The organism is Streptomyces adelaidensis, assembly GCF_016598475.1.
Classification (GTDB): domain Bacteria; phylum Actinomycetota; class Actinomycetes; order Streptomycetales; family Streptomycetaceae; genus Streptomyces; species Streptomyces adelaidensis.
This window is the reverse complement of record NZ_JAEMUX010000038.1, coordinates 17,369-38,497: the sequence shown is the minus strand read 5'-3', so window position 1 is coordinate 38,497 and position 21,129 is coordinate 17,369. Positions and strand designations below refer to the sequence as shown.

The 21,129-nt window shown below is 69.9% G+C and carries 19 protein-coding genes; 12 read left to right on the top strand and 7 right to left on the bottom strand.

What is annotated here, in order from left to right; genetic code table 11:
• Positions 1-111: 111 nt before the first annotated feature.
• On the bottom strand, positions 112-195 hold the full coding sequence (locus I8N67_RS44660) for a putative leader peptide (RefSeq protein ID WP_372443779.1): 84 nt from the start codon (positions 193-195) through the stop codon (positions 112-114).
• Positions 196-331: 136 nt separating this feature from the next.
• Between I8N67_RS44660 and I8N67_RS22225 the strand changes: the two genes are divergently transcribed.
• On the top strand, positions 332-754 hold the full coding sequence (locus I8N67_RS22225) for a secondary thiamine-phosphate synthase enzyme YjbQ (RefSeq protein WP_200304930.1): 423 nt from the start codon (positions 332-334) through the stop codon (positions 752-754).
• Between the two features lie 190 nt (positions 755-944).
• Positions 945-1,199: a helix-turn-helix domain-containing protein gene (locus tag I8N67_RS22220; protein ID WP_372443778.1), complete on the top strand. Its 255-nt coding sequence runs from the start codon at positions 945-947 to the stop codon at positions 1,197-1,199.
• An 81-nt stretch (positions 1,200-1,280) separates the two neighbouring features.
• On the opposite strand, the gene I8N67_RS22215 is transcribed toward I8N67_RS22220, so the two are convergent.
• The 5 genes from I8N67_RS22215 to I8N67_RS22195 form a co-directional block, all read right to left on the bottom strand.
• Positions 1,281-1,991, bottom strand: a complete 711-nt coding sequence (locus tag I8N67_RS22215; RefSeq protein WP_200304929.1) for a GntR family transcriptional regulator — start codon at positions 1,989-1,991, stop codon at positions 1,281-1,283.
• A 102-nt stretch (positions 1,992-2,093) separates the two neighbouring features.
• Positions 2,094-3,422 (bottom strand): Gfo/Idh/MocA family protein, encoded by a 1,329-nt coding sequence (locus I8N67_RS22210; RefSeq protein WP_200304928.1) that lies wholly within the window; start codon positions 3,420-3,422, stop codon positions 2,094-2,096.
• 182 nt (positions 3,423-3,604) lie between these two features.
• Positions 3,605-4,888 (bottom strand): ABC transporter substrate-binding protein, encoded by a 1,284-nt coding sequence (locus I8N67_RS22205; RefSeq protein WP_200304927.1) that lies wholly within the window; start codon positions 4,886-4,888, stop codon positions 3,605-3,607.
• Positions 4,889-4,952: 64 nt separating this feature from the next.
• Positions 4,953-5,843, bottom strand: coding sequence for a carbohydrate ABC transporter permease (locus I8N67_RS22200; RefSeq protein ID WP_307835319.1), 891 nt, complete (start codon positions 5,841-5,843; stop codon positions 4,953-4,955).
• A gap of 1 nt (position 5,844) precedes the next feature.
• Entirely contained in the window at positions 5,845-6,822 is a 978-nt protein-coding gene (locus I8N67_RS22195; protein ID WP_200304926.1) for a carbohydrate ABC transporter permease, read from the bottom strand.
• Positions 6,823-7,279: 457 nt separating this feature from the next.
• Between I8N67_RS22195 and I8N67_RS22190 the strand changes: the two genes are divergently transcribed.
• The 8 genes from I8N67_RS22190 to I8N67_RS22155 all read left to right on the top strand — a co-directional run bounded on the left by I8N67_RS22190 (position 7,280) and on the right by I8N67_RS22155 (position 16,575).
• Complete coding sequence (locus I8N67_RS22190; RefSeq protein ID WP_200304925.1) at positions 7,280-7,420, top strand: hypothetical protein; 141 nt, start codon at positions 7,280-7,282, stop codon at positions 7,418-7,420.
• A gap of 101 nt (positions 7,421-7,521) precedes the next feature.
• Positions 7,522-8,985 carry a flavin-containing monooxygenase gene (locus tag I8N67_RS22185; protein WP_200304924.1) on the top strand — a complete coding sequence of 488 codons (1,464 nt, stop codon included), beginning with the start codon at positions 7,522-7,524 and terminating at the stop codon, positions 8,983-8,985.
• 688 nt (positions 8,986-9,673) lie between these two features.
• Entirely contained in the window at positions 9,674-10,606 is a 933-nt protein-coding gene (locus I8N67_RS22180; protein ID WP_200304923.1) for a hypothetical protein, read from the top strand.
• A 294-nt stretch (positions 10,607-10,900) separates the two neighbouring features.
• Entirely contained in the window at positions 10,901-11,077 is a 177-nt protein-coding gene (locus I8N67_RS22175; protein WP_200304922.1) for an acyl carrier protein, read from the top strand.
• Between the two features lie 27 nt (positions 11,078-11,104).
• Positions 11,105-12,466 (top strand): B12-binding domain-containing radical SAM protein, encoded by a 1,362-nt coding sequence (locus I8N67_RS22170; protein WP_200304921.1) that lies wholly within the window; start codon positions 11,105-11,107, stop codon positions 12,464-12,466.
• The gene (locus tag I8N67_RS22165) at positions 12,463-13,206 is read left to right on the top strand and encodes an SDR family NAD(P)-dependent oxidoreductase (protein WP_200304920.1); all 744 of its coding nucleotides are present in this window, start codon (positions 12,463-12,465) and stop codon (positions 13,204-13,206) included. The genes I8N67_RS22170 and I8N67_RS22165 overlap by 4 nt, the downstream gene beginning before the upstream one ends.
• 112 nt (positions 13,207-13,318) lie before the next feature.
• Positions 13,319-15,637 (top strand): molybdopterin oxidoreductase family protein, encoded by a 2,319-nt coding sequence (locus I8N67_RS22160; protein WP_200304919.1) that lies wholly within the window; start codon positions 13,319-13,321, stop codon positions 15,635-15,637.
• Positions 15,634-16,575: an alpha/beta hydrolase gene (locus I8N67_RS22155; RefSeq protein WP_200304918.1), complete on the top strand. Its 942-nt coding sequence runs from the start codon at positions 15,634-15,636 to the stop codon at positions 16,573-16,575. The genes I8N67_RS22160 and I8N67_RS22155 overlap by 4 nt, the downstream gene beginning before the upstream one ends.
• Before the next feature lie 23 nt (positions 16,576-16,598).
• Here I8N67_RS22155 and I8N67_RS22150 read toward each other — a convergent pair whose 3' ends face one another.
• Positions 16,599-16,946: a trypco2 family protein gene (locus tag I8N67_RS22150; RefSeq protein WP_307835320.1), complete on the bottom strand. Its 348-nt coding sequence runs from the start codon at positions 16,944-16,946 to the stop codon at positions 16,599-16,601.
• A gap of 85 nt (positions 16,947-17,031) precedes the next feature.
• On the opposite strand from I8N67_RS22150, the gene I8N67_RS22145 reads away from it, so the two are divergent.
• Both I8N67_RS22145 and I8N67_RS22140 read left to right on the top strand, forming a co-directional pair.
• A complete protein-coding gene (locus tag I8N67_RS22145) occupies positions 17,032-18,756 on the top strand; it encodes a S1 family peptidase (RefSeq protein WP_200304916.1) in 1,725 nt (574 codons plus the stop codon).
• Between the two features lie 47 nt (positions 18,757-18,803).
• On the top strand, positions 18,804-21,044 hold the full coding sequence (locus I8N67_RS22140) for a tetratricopeptide repeat protein (RefSeq protein ID WP_200304915.1): 2,241 nt from the start codon (positions 18,804-18,806) through the stop codon (positions 21,042-21,044).
• The last annotated feature ends 85 nt before the right edge of the window (positions 21,045-21,129 follow it).

Genomic DNA, 21,129 nt, shown 5'->3' with positions numbered 1-21,129 from the left:
AGGTGCGGACGGTGAGCGAGAACCGGAGAGGAGTGGAGACCGGGACTGAGGACAGGGCTCAGACGTGCGGGTGGGGCGGCGCGCAGTGGGCCGAAGAAGAGTGAAAGGGCGTCAGCAGCCGCGACAACACGCGGCGGAGGCCACCCGCAGCAGGTCGATATGACCGCGCGAAGTGAGCAGGACTGAACGCAACATGCGGCGAAGTTAGCCAGCTGATCCGCGCACGGTCAAGGTGTCTCGCGCAGTGGACGCCGCGTATCACCGAGTGGGCCGCTGGTAGTGCGGGCGGTCGCTCCCGCACGGCGGACTCGTGGTGCGCGACGATGGAACCATGTCCGATGCCTTCACCACCCGAGTCCTGAACGTCGCCTCCGGCTCCCGCGAGCGGGTCGTCGACCTCACCCAAGACTGCGAGGCGTTCCTCCGCGAGGCCGCCGCCGGCCGGGACGGTCTCCTCAACGTCTTCGTCCCGCACGCCACAGCCGGAGTCGCGATCATCGAGACCGGCGCCGGCAGCGACGACGACCTCCTCGCCGCCCTGCGCACCCTCCTCCCGGCCGACGACCGCTGGCAGCACCGCCACGGCCCCTCCGGCCACGGCCGCGACCACGTCCTCCCCGCCCTCGTCCCGCCCCACGCCACCCTGCCGGTCATCGACGGGCGGCTGGAGCTGGGGACCTGGCAGTCGGTCTGCCTGGTGGACACCAATATCTCTAATGTCGACCGTGAGGTTCGACTGAGCTTCCTGGGCTGAGCAAGATCGTCCTGGGGGTGGCCGCGAAATCTCCGTACTCTGCGTGCTCGAAACGGAGAAGCCTGCGCGGTACGGACCTGAACATGATCGAGCGCCCCTATGACGGTTGCGGCAGGTGCCTGCTAAGGGATGTCCCGTAAATGATCTCGGCGAACAGCTCGCGGGCGAGAACAGCCCAGGCGCGACAGGTGTGTTCGACCTGCTTGAGCGGTACGGGTTCGAGCCCCGCCACGACGGTGACGCCATCGTGCTGGGCAACTGCCCCTTCCATGCGCTGGCCCGCCTGCACACCCAGACGGTCTGCGGCATGAACCTCCACCTGCTTCGCGGCGTCCTGCTGGGGTTCGAAGAAGACGGGCTCCAGGCATGCCTGGAGCCCGGCCCCGGCCACTGCTGCGTCCGCCTTCGACCGGCGACCTCCCGGCCCGCGACCACAAGCTCCTGACCCGCACCCACTCGCCGCCCGGCAGGCTCTTCCCTGTCCGCGTCGACGACGGCTCGCGCGAGGCCTCTGCGAACGGGCCCGCTACCGATCGGCCGACTCAGATCCGGTTGCGATGTCCGGCTCCCGTCTCTCGCCCGTCGCGGACCGCGGGAAGGCCCGGCGTACGAACTCCGCGATGTGGTCGTACAGCAGGTGTGCGGCGCCGCTCGCGTCGCCCTCCAGAGCGCGGGTGAGGATCCGCCGGTGCTCCTCCGCCTCCCGCTCCCAGCTGGGGGTGGACTCCCAGGCCACCACCGAGACCAGCGCCGCCTGGTCGCGCAGATCGTCGAGTATGCGCACCAGGAGCGGGTTGCCGCATGGGCGGTAGAGCGCGCGGTGGAAATCCCGGTTGGCCAGGGAGCGGTCGGCTCGGTCCTCGGCGGCGTCGGCGCGGTCCAGGGCCTCCTGGGCGCCGTGGAAGCCCGAGTGCGCGAGAACGCCGCGGCGCAGCGCCTCCGGTTCGAGCATCAGCCGCACGTCGTAGACGGAGCGGGCCATGGTCGCGTCCACGGCGCGCACTGCCGCGCCCCGGTACTCGTTCATCACCACCAGTCCGCGTCCGGCCAGCGTCTTGAGTGCTTCGCGCACAGGGGTCTTGGACACCCCGAACCGCCCGGCCAGCTCGATCTCGATGAGCGGCTGTCCCGGCGGCAGCCGGCCGGTGAGGATGGCCTGCGTCAGGTGTTCGAGGACGAACTGGGTCCTGGAGGGGATGGGGACGGCCGGTTCGGTGCCGGGCACGGGCGCATTCATGCGGCAACAGCTCTCAAGTCTCGTCTACCGTAGGTCGTATGTGACGTACTCGTATGGACAGGGCCTGCTGGACGTTCGGCTGTCCACCGGCGCATCGGGTGGTCATCCGAGGCGGGTGCCGTTCTCCACCAGCCTCACCGGTCGGTTGGTGTCGGCCGAGGTGCTCGCCGCGACGCCCACGAGCACGCTGCGGATGCCGTCGCGGTATCCCGCCTGCCGACTCAGGGGGTCCCGGATGGGGCCGCGGAAGACGTCGTCGAGCAGCAGCCGGTCCCCACCGCCGTGCCCGCCGCCCACCTGCCCGCCGTCACCTCCGTCATGGAGGGCGATCTCCTCCCGCGGGGACCAGTGCCGTTGCAGGGTCAGTCGTTCCCACGCTCCCTCGGCGTGCTCCTTGCCGCGCGCCGAGGGGTCGACGGCGGCGTGTGGCGGCGTCCAGGCACGTTCGCAGACCTCCAGCTCGGCCCGGCCCTCGGTGCCGTTCACCGCCACGCGGTACCCCTCGAAGGGTGCGTGGGCGTGCAGCGAGTAGGTCAGCATCGCGCGGTTGTCGTAGCGGACCAGCACCGCCATCGTGTCGTCGATGGTCACTCCGTCGCCGAACACGTCCTGGTCCCGCTGGTAGCCGTCCTCATGCTCGGCGTCGAGGTAGAGCCGCGCGAGCCGTTCGTCGCGGGACATGTCCAGCAGGAAGGGGTCGGTGCCGGCCGAGGGCGCGCCGGTGCCGCGTGCGGGCCGCGGGCCCAGGCCGTGTCGGCGGGCGTTCTCACCGCCGTAGAAGAGCAGGTCCGCCTGGGCGAAGACCAGCTCGGGGCCGGCGTCCAGCCACCAGTTCACCAGGTCGAAGTGGTGGGTGGACTTGTGCACCAGCAGCCCGCCGGAGCGCGTCCGGTCCCGGTGCCAGCGTCGGAAGTAGTCCGCGCCGTGGATGGTGTCCAGCATCCACTCGAAGTGCACGGAGGTCACCTCGCCGACGGCGCCGTCGGCGAGGAGCCGCCGCAGCGCCGTGTTCCGGGGCGAATAGCGGTAGTTGAAGGTGACGATGATCCCGGCGGTGCCGCGCTCGGCCGCGGCCGCGATCGCCGCGCAGCCCTCCGCGTCGGTGGTGAGCGGCTTCTCCACCACGACGTCCACGCCGGCGTCCAGGGCGGCGCACACGTAGGGGGCGTGGGTGGCGTCCACCGAGGTCACCACCACCGCGTCGGCGCCCTTGAGCATCGCGGTGAAGCCGTCCGGGCCGAAGCACGGCACGGGCCCCCGGCCCGTCGCGGCGATGCGCTGGTTGTAGAAGTCCATCCGCGTCCGGTTGGTGTCGCACAGCGCGACGATCTCTCCGGTGTCGCTCCAGTCACCGAGCAGCGCGTCGACGTACATCTGCGCGCGGTGGCCGAGCCCGACGACGGCGTAGCGGCGTTTCCCACGCGATTCCACAGGCGGCTCCTCGAAAGTGGGTCTTCGTATGCGGGTCTTCGGATGCGGCTCTTCGGATTCAGGCGGTTCACCCTGCGCGCGACGGCGTGCCGGGGCCGTCAGCGGCCCGGCCGGCCCGGCCGGTCGGGCCGGTCGGGCCGGTCGGGCCGGGCACGGCACGCCGGGCGTCAGCGGGACGGGACTCAGCCGAGCGTGCTGTTCGCTTCCTTCAGGAACCCCTCGGCGGCGGCGTCTGGGCTCTTGTTGCCGGAGACGACGTCCTGGCCGTAGCGCTTCAGCATGTCCGGGATGTCGGCGGCGCCGTCCGGATAGGCGGCGGGCGGATCGGCCAGCTTGTCGCGGACCTTGTCGACGTAGTCGAGCGACGCCTGGTCGGCTGGGGGCAGGTCGCTGCGGATCTCCTTGAGGACCTTGCTGTTCATCGGCAGGCCGCGGTCGCTGCCCAGGATCTTGCCCGCCTGCGGGTCGTTGACGAGGAAGTCGATGAGCTTGCCCGCCGCCTGCTGCTGCTTGCTGTGTGCGCCGACGGCCCAGAACATCGCCGGCTGGAGGAACATGCCGCTGCTCGTCGCCCCCGGTGCCTGCGGCATCTGCAGCAGCTCGATCTTCTCGCCGGAGGCGGTGCCGGCGGCGCTGAGCTGGTTGGTCCACCACATCCCCATGCCGCCCTTGTTGGTGCCGATGAGGGACTGCTCGATGCTGTTGGCGTCCAGCTCGTTGCTCAGGGCGGCGTCGGGGGAGCCCTTGGTCTTGATCATGTCCGCGCTGAGCTGGTACCAGTCGGCGAGGGTGCCGGTCGAGATGCCTATCTTGCCGTTGTCGTAGAGCGATTCGCCGCGCTGGGCGGCGAAGACGTTCAGGAAGGCGTCGTTGAAGTTGATCTGGGTTCCGTAGATGCCGCTGCCGCCGGCCTCGGTGAGCTGGGTGCTGACGTCCTCGTAGTCCTTCCAGGTCCAGGACGAGTCATCGGGGAGGTCCACCCCGGCCTTCTCGAAGACGGCGGTGTTGGCCATCACGGCCCAGGCGTTGGCGCCGGTGGGGATGGCGTACTGGGTGCCGTCCACCTTGCCGCTGGAGAGCAGCTTCGGATCCAGATCGCCGGTGTTCACCCGCCCTTTCAGATCGGCGAGCGTGTTCTTGCGCCCGAACTCGCCGAGCTTGCGGATCTCGATGGCGAAGACGTCCGGGGCGTCCCCGGCGGCGACCTTGGTGGTCAGCTGGTCGTAGTAGGAGTCCCAGGTGGAGTACGACGACTCGACCGTGACATCCGGATTCTGCTTCTCGAAGAGGTCGATGGCCTGCTCAGTGATCTTGTGCCGGCTGGCCTCGCCCCACCAGCTGACCTTGAGCGTGACCTTGCCGTCGTCGCCGGACCCCGAGTCGCCTCCGCAGGCAGCGGTGGTGACGAGGGCACCTGTGGCGGCGAGCGCCACGCAGAGCCTTGCCGTTCTCTGTCGATGCGGCACGGAAATCTCTCCTTCGGTACGTTCCGTTGGGTCGAGATCATTGGGAAGGCGGGCTGCTCCAGTGCTATTTCAGGCCGGTGACGGCGACCCCGCGGACCAGGTACTTCTGGCCCGCCAGGAAGAAGCCGAAGATGGGGCCGAGGGAGAGCACCGACATCGCGAACATCGGCCCCCAGGCCGACTGGCCCGTCGAGTCGAGGAAGGTGCGCAGGGCCACCGGCACGGTGTGTTTGTCCGGGTCGGTCAGGAAGATCAGCTGGCTGAGGAAGTCGTTCCAGGTCCAGATGAAGGTGAAGATGGCGGTGGTGGCCAGCGCCGGCAGCGACAGCGGAATGATGATCCGGCTGAAGATCCGCCAGTGGCCGGCCCCGTCGATCCGCGCCGCCTCGTCCAGATCGCGCGGCAGCGTCCGGATGAACTGCACCATCAGGAAGACGAAGAAGGCGTCGGTGGCGAGGAACTTCGGGACGATCAACGGATAGAACGTGTTGATCCAGTCCAACTGCTTGAAGAGGATGTACTGCGGCACGATCACCACCTGCAACGGCAGCATGATGGAGCCCAGCATGAGCGCGAACCAGAAGCGCTTCAGCGGGAACTCCATGCGCGCGAAGGCGTACGCGGCCAGGGAACAGGCCGTCAGATTCCCCAGCACGGCGCCGCCCGTGATGATCAGTGAGTTGACCAGGTAGTGGCTGAAGGGGCTGCTCAGCGCGTTCCAGCCGTCGACGAAGTTCTGCCCGGTGACGCTGGTGGGGATCAGCCCCTGCTCGCGGAAGATGAGCCCCTCCGGTTTGAGGGAGCTGGAGATCATCCACAGCAGCGGGTAGAGCATCACCAGGCCGAAGAGGATCAGGCCGAGGTGGATCAGGAGCTTCTTCCCCCGCAGCGCGAGCAGAGCCCTGGCCAGCCGCGTGTCGTTCAGCCCGGCCCGGGCGGCGTTGTCGGTTCTCACCTCAGTTGTCACCGTAGAACACCCAATACTTCGACAGCAGGAAGTTCAGTGCGGTCAGGCAGGCGATGATGATCACCAGGAACCAGGCCATCGCCGAGGCGTAGCCCATCTCGAAGGAGTTGAAGCCCTTGGTGTACACGTACATCGTGTAGAAGAGCGTCGAGTCCGAAGGGCTTCCGTTTCCGCCGCTGACCACGAACGCCTGGGTGAAGGACTGGAAGGCGCCGATCAGTTGCAGGATCAGGTTGAAGAAGATGACGGGGGTCAGCAGCGGCACCGTGATGTGGAAGAACTGCCGTACCTTGCCCGCCCCGTCGATGCCGGCCGCCTCGTAGTAGTTGACCGGGATCTGCCGCAGACCGGCCAGGAAGATCACCATGGGTGAGCCGAAGGTCCACACGTTCAGCACGATGAGCGTCCCCAGCGCGGTGGACGGATCGCCGATCCAGCTGCGCCCGTCGACGCCGAACAGGCCCAGGAAGTGGTTGAAGAGGCCGTCGTCCCCGAAGACCTTCCGCCACAGAATGGCGATGGCCACGCTGCTGCCGAGCAGCGAGGGCAGGTAATACACCGAGCGGTAGACGGCGAGGCCCCGTACGCCCCGGTCCAGCAGCAGCGCCAGCAGCAGCGCGAAGGCCAGTTGCAGGGGCACCGAGACGAAGACGTAGACCGTGGTGTTCTGCAGCGCCTTCAGGAACCGCGGGTCGTCGGTGAACATCCGGGTGTAGTTGCTCAGGCCGATCCAGTCGGAGCCTCCGATGAGGCTGTAGTCGGTGAACGACAGGTACAGCGAGGCCAGCAACGGCCCCGCGGTGATGAACAGCAGCCCGCCGAACCACGGCGCCAGGAAGAGGTACGCGGTGAGCGCCTCTCTGCGCCGTCGCCTCCTGCGTGCCCGGTCGGCCTCCTGCGCACTCGCGGAGCGTCGGCTGTCGGGCGGCGCCCCCTCCGGGCGTGGACGCACCTGAGTACCGGTCATGCGCAGCCTCCTGACATCGTGCTGGCGGCCCGCCCGTCCGCACCGCCCGTGGAGCGCTGCCCGTGGGTGGGTCGGATGGCTCAACGGCATGTCATATATGGCGTATGGAGTACGTCGTATGGCGTGGCAACGTAGAGCCGTCCGGGTAAGCCGTCAACGCTGCGCGCGCGATTCATCGCACTTCTATGGGGAGTTGTGGCCTCTCCTCCGGGTCCCGGAGATTGGTCTGGTCGGCGTCTTGACACGCCCGGGGTGCTTTCTATGTTCAGCGGTGCCACTTCGTACGTCATATATGACATGCCGTGTACGGGAGCACAATGAGATGCGCGGGTCGAAGCCGTCGATGGCGTCACGGACCTCGGCCCGTCAGTGGGGCTCGCGCCAGGGCGCCAGGGCGTGAGGTCGATGGGCTGCCGCTGCCGTCGCAACCTGGCGCGCTGCTGGGGACCAGGAGGGTATGGCGCAGGTGGTCGCGGTGCAGGTCCTGGTCGTGGTCGCCGGCGCCGGTGAACTCCGCCCAGGTCTCGGCCCCGTAGATCTGGAGACCTTCGTCCTCCAGCAGCGTCTCGGCGAGCGCCGGGATCCGAGATCTGAGTGAAGGGGTCGTGGTGCATCCGCCCATGCGCTGGGCACAGGGGTCCGCGACCGGGATGATGAGCGAGCTGACTGCGTCGGTCGCCCAAGGGGGAGTGGCAGTTGATGAGAGCGTGTGTGGTCGGGGCCGGCCCCGGGGGAATCGCCACCGCCAAGGTGCTGCTGGAGAACGGCTTCGACGTCACGGTCTACGACAAGTACCAGCAGGTCGGCGGAATCTGGTCATCAGGCGGCTGCTACGACGGGCTGGCCAACCAGTCCGCGCTGCGCATCTTCGAGTTCGCGGACCTGCCCAACCGCCTGCACTTCGCCGGCGTGGCGGACACGCAACGCTATCTGGAGGACTACGCCGAGACCTTCGGCGTGCTGGACCGCGTTCGCCACGGCACCGAGGTGATCTCCATCAGGCCGGTGGACGGTCCCGGGCGGATGGGCGCCTCCGGCTGGTCGATCGACTCTCGGCCCGCTGGGGACAAGGCGGCGGAGGTTCATCGCGAGACATTCGACTACGTCGTTGTCGCCACCGGGGCTCATCATCATGCCCAGTTGCCCGAGCTGCCAGGGCGTGAATCGTTCCGCGGGACCGTGCTGCACTCCAACGAGGTGCGGGCGGGGGCGTTCGCCGACCGGCGCGTGGTCGTCGTGGGCGGCGGCAAGTCCGCGTTGGACCTGGCCACGCGCGCCGCACACGAGGCGGCCTCGGTCACCCTCGTACAGCGCAAGGTGAACTGGATGGTCCCCGAGCGGTTCCTGCTCGGTCTGGTCGGCTACAAGTGGATCCTGTTCACCCGGCTCGGTGAGGCGCTCCTGCCCCGCTACCACGATCCGGCCTGCGTCCGTCCGGTCGACCGCCTCGACGAGCGGGCCAAACGAGCCCTGTGGTGGCTCATCACCCGCGACACGCTGTTGTCCACCGGGCTGTACCGGCTGCCGAAAGACCTGCGGCCCGCTCACGCGCTTCCCTTCCACCTGGCTCACGCTGGAGTGATGCCACGCGGCTATGTGCGGGCCGTCCGCCGTGGTCTGATCGCCCCCAGGATCAGTGCTGTCGAGGCGTACACCGACATGGGGCTGCGACTGGCGACCGGCGAGGAAGTGGCGGCGGACGTCATCGTGTTCGCCACGGGGCACCACAAAGTCTTCCCGTTCCTGGATCCGAGAGTAGGAGTGCACGATTCCGCCGGGCGGCTGCGGCTCTACCGAGGCATCGTGCCTCCCGGCGCCGACCGGCTCGGGTTCGTCGGTTTCCGCCAGGTCTTCAACAACATCATGGGCGTGGAACTCACCGCGCACTGGCTGACCTGCCATTTCCGGGCGACGCTGCGCACCACCCCGAGCGAGCGGGAAATGCGGGAGGCCATCGACGCTCGCCTGGCCTGGCAGGAACAGGTGCTGCCGGGCTCCGGCGGCTACGACTTCGGCCCCTACGACATCCACTGCGCGGACGAACTCCTGCACGACATGGGACTGCCGTCCCACCGTGCCGGCAACCTACTGGCCGAATACCTGCTTCCCGGCGGACTCGCACACCGCTATGCGGGCCTGACTCGATCGAGTTCGGCGAAATGAAAGCGGGGCATGAGCGGCCACGATGGCGTGATCGGCGGCAGGTGATCACCCGACAGCGCTGGATCTCGTTGGTCATCCAGCTCGGGGAGCCCGTTGGGAGAGGTCGGGAGACCGTCCCCACCAGGGCGAAGCCGTGCTGTGCACCGTCGGCGTACCCGTTGCCGTCGGTGCTCTGAAAGAACGTGGAGTCGTCGCTTCGGAGGGGAACCCGCCCTTATGGGGCGGTCCGCCGGGAATTTTGAAATCTCGAAATGATTTCGTCGGTATTTTTCATCGACGCGGATGAGTGCACGCTGCATTTCTGTCTCTATTTGGGTCGCGCCGCAGGGGTGTTGGTGGCGACGATCCCGCCCGTGCACAGCGTGCTCACAGTCGAGGTCGGGGGTTCGTCTCGCGATCTGAGACGTGTGGGGGGCGGCTTTCCCGTGTTGTGCGAGTGCCGGGCCGGCGCCCGATTGCAGGTCGTGATCGAGCGCCCTGTATGTCATCTGCGTCTGCCTGGTGGACATTACCCACGGTAACGGGAATGGGGATTCCGTTTTTCTTTCCTTGTGGGGTGGATTTTCCGCTGTGCTTGCGAGGGGGTAGCCAACAACCTGACGGGTCAGCAGAATGAGGCGGCGGCGGGGCCTTACCGGCCCGCACCGCATGTTTTCGGCTACCTCCAGACCCGTGTCCAAGGAGCACCATGCCCGTCTCCGAACAGTCCCTGGAGTCGCAGAATCTGGTGGCGGAAAGTGTCACGCCTCTCGACTTTCCCGACCTGGACGCGCGATTCCGTCTGAAGACCGCGACGGTCCTCGCCTCATGCATGCGGCTGAGCTACGAGGAGTTCGCCCGCGGTATCGACGTGGCCGCGGTGCGGGCCCGGGGGGTCATCACCGTGGTGTCCTCCGTCGACTTCCGGCGTAAATCCTTACCGCTCGCCGTGGCCGGACCTCTGCACCACCGAGTGGAATTGAGCCACTGCGAACTGTCCGGCCACGGCCTGGGCTCACGGCTCACCCGGCTCGGGTACGAATCGCTGCACACCTTCTCCTCACCCCCCGGGACCGGCGACGTACGCCGCTACCGGGAAATCGCGGAGCCCGACCCCGTGCCCTGCGCGAGCGCGCGGATCGTCTTCGCCATGCTGCGCCCGAAGGCGGCACCCGCCGCACGGCTGGTCTCCGAACCGCTGGAGGAGCTGCGGCACCTGCCCGTCCAGCCGCTGAGCGAACCGCATCCCACCGCGGAGTCGCTGAACGCCGTACCCGAGGACGCGGTCCGCACGGACGCCGAACACGAAGGTGTCTTCGGGCTGCACCACACCGACGTCAACCAGTTCGTCTACACCGGCGAATACGTCGCCCTGATGGAGAGCCACCAGACGCTGCTGCTGCGCGACGCGGGCATCGCCGCCGGCGCCCACCTCACCGAACGGGTGACGGTGTTGTTCAAGGCCCCCTTCAGCGCCGGCGACGAGTACGTCGTCCGTTCCGCCCTCCACCGGTCGGGCACCCCGGACGCCCCCTCCACCGTCGCCGTCATAGGCCTGCACCGCCGCACCCCCGAGGGCACCGACCCCCGCCCCGCAGTCCTCGGCCGCGTCGAGGGCCGTACACCGCCCGCGCAGCCGTAGGGCGTACGCCCCGCGACCGAAGGCATTCCCGCACCGGACCCGGACCGCGCCCCAGGGAGGCAGCTCCGTGACCGAACCGCGCACCATGTCGGAGGTACTGGCCGGACTCGACAGTCCCGGCCGGGGCCTGACCTTTCTCGACTCCGGCCCCGAACCGCTCTCCTTCGCCGAACTGGCCCGCACCACCGAGGACCTGGCCCGCCGCTGGGCCGGGCTCGGGGTGCGGCCGGGTGACCGGGTGGTGCTGGCCGCCACGGACATCCGGGAGTTCGCCCTCACTCTGCTGTCTAGACGGTGCGTGCCGACGCACCCGTCAGCGGACTGCAGAACGTCGACTCGATCGTCCTGCTCGAAATCATCGTCACGGTCGAGAACGAACTCGGCATCGAGATCGACGAGGCGGAGCTGTTCGACATCGACACCGTCGGTGAGTTCGTGGCCGTGTGCCGACGGCTTGTCGCCGCGCCCTGAGGAACGACCGAAAGGGACCAGCCAGCCATGCCGCGTGCCAAGAAACTCCTGCTCATATCACCGCGGGCCACGTTCTTCGGACGGAACCCGAAGCACCAGCAGTTCAAGCGGGAATCCCGCGAGTTCCAGTTCTTCGACTACACCTGGACCGGCTTCGCCACCGGGCTGATCATCGTCGGATCGCTCACCCCGCCCGAGTACGACGTCCGGTACGTCGACGAGAACATCGAGCCGGTCGACTTCGACGCCGAGGCGGACCTGGTGGCGGTCACCGGGATGACCGCCCAGGCCGACCGGATGTACGAGATCGCCGCCGCCTTCCGCGCGCGCGGTGTGCCCGTGGTGGCGGGCGGGCTGCACGCCAACCTGCTCCCCAAGGAGGTGGCGCGGCACGTCGACGCCGTGTGCGTGGGCGAGGCGGAGGCGCTGTGGCCCCAGGTGCTGCACGACTTCGAACAGGGCGAGCTGAAGCCGATGTACCGCCAGCGCGGCCGGGCCGACCTCACACAGGCGCCGCGCCCCCGCTGGGAGCTGGCACAGCAGCGCTACTACCCGAGCGTATGGGTGGAGACCTCACGCGGCTGCCCGCACACCTGCCGGTTCTGCGCGGCCACCATCCGCTACCGCGACAAGCTCGGCCTCAAGAGCGTCGACCAGGTCATCGCCGAGGTCGAACTCGTCCGGGAACGCTTCGACAACCCCTACGTCCTCTTCTCCGACGACAACTTCGTGGTCGACCGGGGCCGCACCCGGGAACTGCTCAAGCGCCTGATCCCCCTCGGCATCAAGTGGAGCGGCCAGTCCGACGTGTCCTTCTACAAGGACCCCGAGATCCTCGAACTGATGCATGACAGCGGCTGCATGATGATGCTGATCGGCTTCGAGAGCGTCTCGACGGAGACCCTGACCGGCATCGACGAGCGCAACTGGAAGCTGCGCGCGCTCAGCACGTACGTGGACGCCACGAAGGCCATCCAGGACCACGGAATCGGCGTGTACGGCGCCTTCACCCTCGGTCTGGACACCGACACCAAGGACTCCTTCGAGGAGACCGCCGCCTTCATGAAGGACAACTACCTGGCCGGCATCCAGGCCTCCTGCGTCACCCTGTTCCCCGGCACACCGCTGCGGGGCGACATGGAGCGGGAGGGCCGGATCCTCACCGACCGCCCCTGGTCGCACTACACCGTCTTCGACGCGGTCTACCAGCCCAAGCACATGACGCCCGAGGAACTGGAGGAGGGCACCATCGGTATCTATCGCAGCTTCTACAACCGGGAGTTCTCCCTGCGCAAGACCAGGCACTTCAAGTCCATCTACCGCAACCTCGTCCGCAAGAAGGCCGAGCGCGACGAAGCGCTGGCCACCACCGGCCGGAGCATGGTGTGAGGGCGGCGGTCATCGGCCCCGGCGGCATCGGGTCCGAGGTGGTGCGGGCCCTGCGCTCCCGCGGGCACGAGGTGGTCGTGGGCTGCCACGGGTCCACGGACGCGGCGACACGCCTGGGTGTGCCGGGGGCGTTGGTCGACGCGACGGAGCCCGAGTCGTGCAAGGAGTTCTTCGCGTGGGCATGGCGCACCGAGGGCCCGTGCACGGCGGTGGTCAACTGCTTCGGCACCGTGGAGGAGGGACCGCTGCTGACCGCGGACCCGAAGGCCGTGGACCGGCTGCTCGACACCAATCTGGTGGGCGTCATGAACGTCTGCCGTGCGGTGTCCTTCCGGATGATGAAGGCCGGCGGCGGCGCGGTCGTCAACATCGGCTCGGCCGCCTCGCGGGTCGGCGTGCCCGGCCTGTCGGGGTACGCGGCGGCCAAGGGCGCGCTGGCGAGCTTCGGGCGGGCCATGGCGGCCGAACTCGCCCGGTACCGCATCACCTGCAACACCGTGCTGCCCGGCTTCGTCGACTGCGGCTCCACGGCCGAGCGGTCCGCCCAGTGGAAGGCCGCCGTGGCCCGGCACGTCCCGCTCGGGAGGCTGGGCACGGCGGCGGAGGTGGCCGCGCTCGCCGCCCATCTCGCCTCGCCCGAGAGCCGCTACATCACCGGCCAGGAGTTCGTCGTGGACGGCGGCTGGACGCTGGGCAGCCCGGCCCTGGCCAGGGACCTGATGGAGGCCGGCAGTGGCTGATCCCGCGCAGGCTACCCCCAGTTCCCCCAGTTCCCCCAGTTCCCCCAGTTCGCCCGGTTCCCCCACTTCCCCCGGACGGGCCAGGCAGACCCTGTGCACCTTCTGCGGTGTCGTGGACCAGGTCACCGTCACCGAGGACCGCAAGGTGCGCGCCACCGGCAGCCTCGGCGTGTGCGTCAAGGGCGCGCACTACTTCCAGAAGCATCTGGGAGCGGACCCCAAGCAGGTCGCCCGGTTCACCAGCCCGATGCTCAGGTCCCCGTACGGCTGGGAGCGCGTCTCCTGGGACTACGCCATCGACATGGTCGCCGACAGCATCCTCGCCGACCGGCAGGACTTCGGGCGTGACGCCCTGGCGTTCTACGGCGTCGGCCAGATGACCATGGAAGCGCTGTGGGTCACCAAGAAGTTCTTCCAGGGGCATCTGGGCACCAACAACATCTGCTCCAACGCCGAGCAGTGCCTGGCCAACAACGCGGGCGGACACGAGCTGGTGTTCGGCAACGAGGGGCCGTTCTCCTGCTACGACGACTACCGGTCGGCCGAGGCCATGTTCTTCTACGGCCACAACCCGGCCGTCAACCATCCGACCGTGTTCCAGCGTTACATCCGCCGCAATCGCGACGCCGTGAAGGTGGTCGTCGACCCGCGGCGCACCGACACCGTCACGCAGCTGCTGGCCGACAACCCGGACAACATCCATCTGCCGGTGCGCAGCGGCAGCGACGTCCTGCTGAACCTGATGTTCGCCCGTCGGCTCCTCGACACCGGGGCGTGGAACCGGAGTTACGTCGAACGGCACGTCGATCCGGACAGCGCCAAGAGCTTCCTCGACTTCCTCGGGCAGGGACCGTTCAGCGTCGACGAGGTCGTGCCGCGGATCACCCCCGCCGGCATGGACCCCGCCGAGATGCGCGCCAGGGTCGAGCGGGCCGGCGATCTGTGGGCCCGGCGCCGGGTGGTGTCCACGAGTTCGGTGGGCATCAACCAGACCGTCGGCAGTGCCGGAGTGGCGTCCATTCTCAACCTGCACGTGCTGACCGGCGCGATCGGCGAGCCGGGACGCGGTCACGTCCGGCTGGCGGGCCAGTCCAACGCCTCCAGCGAACTGGCGCTCGGCTTCTCCGGCCGCATGCTGCCGTTCCGCATGCGGGTCGACAACCCCGACCACCGGGCCGTCATGGCGGACGCGTGGGACCTGCCGCCGTGGCGGATCAGCCCCCGGCCGGGGCTTCCCGTGGCCTCGTTCGCCACCTCGGAACGGCTGCGCACCCTCGTCGTCTTCGGCACCAACCCGGCGCGGAACTTCCCCAACCTCCGGCGCTGGCGCGAGAAGATGATGGACCTGTGCATCGTGTACGTGGACTCCTACTACAACCCGGAGATCCTGGAGTACGCGGACATCATCCTGCCGTGCCGGACCAAGCACGAGACGTCGGGGATCTTCCTCAACGGCGAACGCCGGCTGCAGTCCATGGAACCGGTGGAAGAGCCGCCGTTCGAGGCATGGGGCGATGTCCGCATCGTCTGCTCGGTCGCCCGGCGGATCGCCGACCGGCTCGGGGACCAACAGCCGCCCGCGACCGAGGGCGACCCGTCCGCCGAGGACGTCGAGTCGTGGGTCGCCGAGGGCAACCGCGACCTGTCCGGACCCGCGCTGGACACGGCCTTCCGGTACCCGGCCGGGCCCGACGGCGAACCCTCGGGCGAGGCGGTCTGGCAGGAGATCCAGCAGGCCTCGCGAGGCTTCTACAACGAGTTCACCGACGCCGACGGCGAGCCGATCACCTGGGACCGCATCCGCTCGGGCGAGGGCGTCCAGTGGCAGGGCGAACGCCGCTATGTGCCGCTCCCGGCCGACAGTGACGGAGACGGCGTGCCCGACGGTGACCAGGGGACCGACAACGAAGTCCCGCTGTTCTCAGGGGTGTTCAGCGCCGACCGGCGCCGAGCCCGCTTCCATCTGCCGGCCCCCGAACGGCTGGTGCCCTTCCAGGAGCGGGGCCGGGGCTTCGTACTGATCACCGGGCGCGGCGCTATGGGCGCCGGCAACGCCGTGCGCCGCCACAACACCGCGATGTTCAACTCCTCGACCGCCACGGGCGCCGAGGACTGGCCCGAGCGCAACCACGTCTACGTCAACCCGGCCGACGCCGGCCGGCTCGGACTCGCCCCGGGGGCCGAGGCGGTGCTGCGCAACGAACTGGGCGAGCTCACCTGCCCCGTGGCCATCAGCGAGGACGTCCCGGCCGGGCATGTGTACCTCTCGTTCCATCCGGACCGGGCCGGAACCCACCCCAACGTCCTGACCAGCTCGGACAACATCGACCCGCACACCTGGCAGCCCCTGCTCAAAGACACTTACGTCGACATCGCCGGGGTCCCCGCGGCGACGGCGACCCCGGCGGCCATCACGGGGGCGGAGCGGTGACCGGACCGCCGGCCCCGCTCACCTACCTGGTGCGGACCTTCCGCCGACTGGCCGCGCCCGACCCGGGCGCGGACTTCGAACGCCCCGCCGACTACGGGCTGACGGCGGAGCCGTTCACCGTGGTCACCGGCGACGGGCTGCGCATCGCCGGCTGGACCTTCGTACCGCCCGAGGCCTGGGGAGTGGTGATCGTCTGCCACTCCCGCAGCACGGGCAAGTCCCGCACGCTGAAGCAGACCAGACTGCTGTACGACCAGGGACTGGCCGTCGTCGGATTCGACTTCAGGGGCTGCGGCGAGAGCGACGCCTCCCGCCGCGGGCCGCGCGGCAATCTGTGGGACCCGCTGGCCGACCTGGAGGCCGTATCGGCCCAGGTGCGCAGGCGCTTCGCGGACACGCCGCCGGCCGGACGGGTGGCGCTGCTCGGCTGCTCCTTCGGCGGCAACATGGCCCTCGCCCACCTGGGCAGGACGTCCGGCGAGGCGCGGTACCCCGCCCTGGTCCTCGACTCCACGCCCCTGGTGCGCTGGCAGGACATGCTCGGCGAGCAGTTGCGCCGGGAGCGTCAGGGCGCGCGGTGGCGCGTGCCGCGCGCGGCGGCCGACCGGGCGATGGCGTCCGCCGTATCGGCGTGGACGAGGTCCCCGGCGCTGTACCGGCACGCGCGCCGGTCGGCCCGGCAGCAGTCCGGGGTGGCGCTGCTGTACATCGTGGGCGAGCGGGAGTCGCTGTTCGACGCGCGGGACAGCCGACGATTCGTCGAGGACCACTGGGCGGGCCCCGCCGAGATCTGGCGGGTGCCGAGGGGCCGGCATCTGGCCAACCACGTGGTGGCACCGCGGGAGTACGCCCGGCGCGTGAGCGACTTTCTGGCGAAGGCCTACGGCGTCCCACTGCCCCGCGGGGAACAGGCCGAGGCGGGGAGCCACGGGGCCTGACCCGAGCCCCGTCTCCCTCGGAGTCACTTCCCGCGATTCGTACCGGACCGGCCGTCGTTCGGCGGCGCGGGGGCGCGGGACGCCTCGCCTCGGCCGACCATGACCCGTTCGCCTCCCCGCGTCTCCGGTTTCAGGTCGACCTGGACCTGATGGGTCGTCTGGCGGTCGACCGTCCCCCCGAGTTCGGCCGTCACCACGCCGATGCGTACCCCGCCGCGGCCGGTGCCGGAGTGGTGGACCTGCACCGTGAAGGTCAGGCTCACGTTCTCCACGGTGAAGCCCAGGGCACGGCCCCGCGCCTCCTCCCGCGCCTCTTCCAGTTCGCCCCGGATCTGGTGGATCACCTCGGCCAGCCCCACGAACCCCGGCACATCCGTCAACTCGATACCCCCGTAAGCCCGTTGATCTGTTGTCGCCCCAGTATGCGACGGCACCCGGCCCTCGTATAGTTGTGCTATGGCGGCACACGGGGGTGTCCATGGTGGTTCGTCGATGGGGACGCCTTGCTGGGCGGTGCGTATCCGGCGGGCGGACGGGGAGATCGCGGGCGCCGGCATTCTGCTGAGCCCCGACCGGGTTCTCACCTGCGCCCATGTGGTGGACAGGGGAGCCAGGGTCACCGCGGAATTCGTCGGAGCGCCCGGCCTCGCGGTGCCCTCGGTGGCGGCCCGGGTCGCCGGGGACGCCTATGTGCCGGACACCCGGGACGCGGACGGCGATCCCTGCGGTGATGTGGCACTGCTGAGACTCGAACACCCGAGGCCCGTGGGAGAAACGGTCCCGCTGCACCGGCTCTCCGCGCCGAACCGCGCGGTGCAGATGTACGGCTTCCCGTACGACCACAACGGCGGCATCTGGTTCCGCGCCACCATCGTCGGCGGCTGCGGACGCGACGGGCAGGTACAACTGAGCCCGACGAGCCCCGGGGAGCTCGCCACCCCGGGATGCAGCGGCGCGGGTGTGGTGGACACACTGACCGGCAAGGTCATCGGGATGGTCCTCAGCGGCCTCCGGGACCGTCACGGAAACCTGTTCTCCTTCATGACCCCGGCCGAGACCATCGTCCGCCACCTCGGCGAGGTCGCCCGATGGACCCGGGGACGGACAGCCGTCGACCACGGCCTCAGGTCCACGGGCGACGACGCCGCGGAAGCCCTGCTCGACGAGCCGTTCGCACAGCGCCTCGCCGACTGGCTCCAGGACGACGGACAGCAGGTGAAGATCAGCCTCGTCCCCACCGGCGACGCGGTGCGGGCCGCCACGCTGCGCCGCGCCATCACCCTGGCAGACCGGGAGTTACGCACCCCGGCCTCCGTCGACCGAGCCTCCCTCGACCCGCCCGGCACGGTCCCGTCGGCCGGAGGCCACGACCTCGCCGTGGACGCCACCGGGCTCACCTCAGCCGAGATCGCGGAGCGGATCGCCGAGCGCATGGGCCTGTGGCAGCACCCGGCCGACCCGGTGGCCGAGCGGATCAGGGCCGCCGACATCACGCTCACCCTGGTCGTCGTCGGTGTAGACGAGGCCACCGACCCGCCGGCCCTCCTGGACCTTCTGGAGACCCTGCGCGCCAAGGGCAACCGGCTGCTGCTGGTCTTCCGCACCGCGGACGCCTCCTACCACCGTGCCCGGCACCAACTGGTGGCCGAGCCGGAGCGGGAACGCCGCGCACGACTCGTCGAGCGGCTGGAGAAGATCACCGGCCCGCTCGCCACCGCGCTGTACCGGCGCATGGCCGCCGTGCGGGCCGAAGGCCTGCGCCCCGCCGACGCGGACCTGATGAGAGCCCATGCCGCGCTGGCGGACCTCAACCGCGCGGAGGGCGCCGCCGCTGACGGCGGCCCCAGCCCCGGCCCGAGCCCGGACCTGGCGCGGTACGAACAGCTCGTCGAACGCGTGACCGGCCGGATGACCAGGGCCGTCGGCACGCTCGACAGGCTCCGCGACCGGCGCGACGAACTGGAAGGCAGGCTGCGCAGCTACCACCTACTCCACCAGAACTCCTTACGAGGCAAGGAGGAGGACCTGACATTGGACGCCCTCCATCTCCACGCGTACGACCTTCTGCAGGCCAGGCCGTGCGACGTGCGGGCCGCCGAGGCCGCGGTCCACGCCTACACCCTCCGCGTCGACGGCCGGGACCCCGAGAGACAGGGGCAGGGGGGTGCCTCCCCGTCATGACGTCCTTACCGACGCCGTGCCCGAGACCCCGTTGCGACGGCCGCATCATGGCCACCGACTTCTGCGACACCTGCCACCGCAAGGCCCCCGACGTGGCCCGGGCGGTGCCCGTACGGCTCGCCGTCGAGCCCGTGCCGCCCCCGCGCCGACCACCCGCGCCGGCCGCCGACGCGCTCGACAACGACGGCCTGCTGATCCTCCCGCACATCGCCTCCCCGGATCCGTCGGAAGCCGCGAGCACCACCGCCAGTCCACCCACCGGGGGCCGACGCTGCGGCGTCGACAACTGCACCGGCACCATCGGCGTCGCCTACGTCGCAGGCCCCGCCCTCGACCACGGGTTCTGCCCCCGGTGCGGCCGGGCGTACTCCTTCCAGCCGAAGCTGCGCCCCGGCGACCGGGTCGGCGGCCACTACCGGGTGCTCGGCTACCTCGCGGTCGGCGGTCTCGGCTGGGTCTACCTCGCGGAGGACACCCGGGTGCCGGACCTCCACGTCGTCCTCAAAGGGCTGATCAACACCGGCGACGCCGTCGCCCGGCGGTCGGCCGTCGAGGAACGCCGCTCGCTCACCACGCTCCACCACCGGGACATCGTCCGCATCGTCACCTTCGAGCAGCACGAGGAGCCCGGCGAGACGGAACCCACCGGGTACATCGTGATGGAGTACGTCGGCGGCCGCTCGCTCGCCTGGATCCGGCGGGCCCCCGACCAGGAACTGACCCAGCTCTTCGGCGGCTCCTTCGGCATCGGCCATGTGATCACCTACGGCTGCAAGATCCTCGGCGCCCTGGAGTACCTGCACGGCCAGGGCCTGCTGTACTGCGACATGAAGCCCGACAACGTCATCCACTACGGGAACGACATCAAGGTCATCGACCTCGGCGCCATCCGCCGGACCGACGACCGCTCCTCCAGCCTCGTCTACACCTCGGGCTACGCGCCGCCCAAGCAGGAACGCGACCAGCGCGGCTTCCACATCGACACCGACCTGTTCACCGTCGGCCGCACCCTGGAGACCCTCGCCGCCCGCGCCGAACCGGCCGCCGGACTCGCCGCCCGCTCCTTCGACGCGCTGATCAGACGCGCCACCCACCCGGAGCCGGCGGCCAGGTTCACCTCCGCCGCCGAGATGTCACGCCAGCTGTGGGAGGTACTGCGCGAGCACCAGGCCCTCAGCGGGCACGAGCCGTACCCGGAGCGCTCCACCCGGTTCGAACCGACGGCGGCGGTGTTCGGCTCGGAACTCGGCACGGTGCCGTCCCTGGACCACTGGACCGGGCGCGCCGGCGCCGAGATGCCGGACCTGCCCATCGGGGCGCCGGACCCCCGGGACACGGCACCGGCACTGCCCGTCCCGATCCCCGACCCCCACGACGACGCCGCCGTACTGCTCGGCGGCCTCGCGTCCGGCAATCCCGAGCGCATCGCGGAGCAGGCCGAACGGGACCCGGTGCTGCGCACGGTGGAGACCGCGTTGTGGCTCTGCCGTGCCTACCTCGACGCGGGGGACGCGGACAAGGCCGACCACTGGCTCGGCAGGGCGCGCGCGCAGAGCCGTGAGTACGACTGGCGGATCTTCTGGCACCAAGGTCTGGTGTGGCTGACGCACGGCCGGGTGCAGGAGGCGGAGGGCGAGTTCGCCGCCGCCTACGCCGCGCTGCCCGGAGAGTCGGCGCCGAAACTGGCCCTCGGCTACTGCGCCGAATACCTCTCCGCCGAGGAACGGCAGACCGAGGCGTACTACGAGGCCGTCTGGCGACGGGACAGGACCCAGGGCAGCGCGGCCTTCGGGCTCGCCCGGCTCCACCTGCGCCGGGAGGACCGGCCGCGAGCCGTCGCCGTACTCGACGAGGTGCCGACCACCTCACGGCACTACGACGCCGCGCGCATCGCGGCGATCCGGGTGCTCACCGCCCGGCTGCCCCACTCCGGGCCCACGGCGGACCGGCTGGCCGAAGCGGACCGGCGGCTGGCACGGCTCAGGAGGCCCGCGCAGCACCTCGTGGGCGGCGCGGCCTGGGAACGGCTGGTCACCGAGGTCCGGGAGAGCGCGTTCGCCTGCCGCCCACCCGACGGGTGGGGACCGGACTTCCCGGCCGGTGAGCTGTTCGGGCCGGCGGACACCTCGAAGGCACAGAGCGAACTGCTGTCCCGCTCGCTGAAGAGACTCGCGGACCAGGCCGGCAGTGCCACCGAGCGCGGTGACCTGCTCGACCGGGCCTACGCGGTCCTCCCCGAGGCGGTCGGCCTACGGGACCTGCTCCGGGGATGGCGGCGGACGGCGTGAACGTGCGGGGCCCGCGGGCGGGACGCCGGCGGGCCGTGAACGGGCCGAGGGCCCGCTGACTAGGGCGAGGAGCACGGACACCGTG